The organism is Bradyrhizobium sp. NBAIM08 (assembly GCF_020193935.1).
In the GTDB taxonomy this organism is placed as follows: domain Bacteria; phylum Pseudomonadota; class Alphaproteobacteria; order Rhizobiales; family Xanthobacteraceae; genus Bradyrhizobium; species Bradyrhizobium yuanmingense.
Genome location: NZ_JADYVR010000640.1, coordinates 1 through 425, shown reverse-complemented (window position 1 = coordinate 425; position 425 = coordinate 1). Strand labels below are relative to the sequence as shown.

Below are 425 nucleotides of genomic sequence, written 5' to 3'. Positions count from 1 at the left end.
GGCAGGGACCACTCCCGGCCGGTGCCGTAGCCGTCGTCGGCACCGATGAGGTCGGGGTTGTCGATGGCGAGCGCGTCGAGCCGGAGCTCCTTAGCGACGAACCCGTCGGCGTCGGTGTCGTCGAGGTCGACCCGGTAGACCCGCTTGATGACGGCTGCGGGGCCCTCGAGGTCGTCGCGCTCCACCAGGAGCATCCGGTGCCGTCCGGTCACGAAGGCGTCACCAACCACGTCTCCCGGCTGGTCGACCTGGTAGGCCCACCGCTGGCCGGTGTAGGCGCCCGCGGTCGTGTCGTACTCGTAGATCCACCGGCGGCGCTCGACGGGGTCGTCGACCAGCTGGCCCTCGACGACGGGGTAGAGGTACCGGCCGTCGCCGCTCGCGCCCATCGCCTCGAAACCGCGGCTGGACGGGACGTTCGGGGT

Annotated in this window: 1 protein-coding gene; it reads right to left on the bottom strand. The window is 71.5% G+C overall.

Going from position 1 to position 425, the window contains the following annotated elements:
* Nucleotides 1-425 (bottom strand): esterase-like activity of phytase family protein (locus I6F37_RS41345; protein WP_225154572.1); only part of this gene is annotated, 425 nt, incomplete at both ends.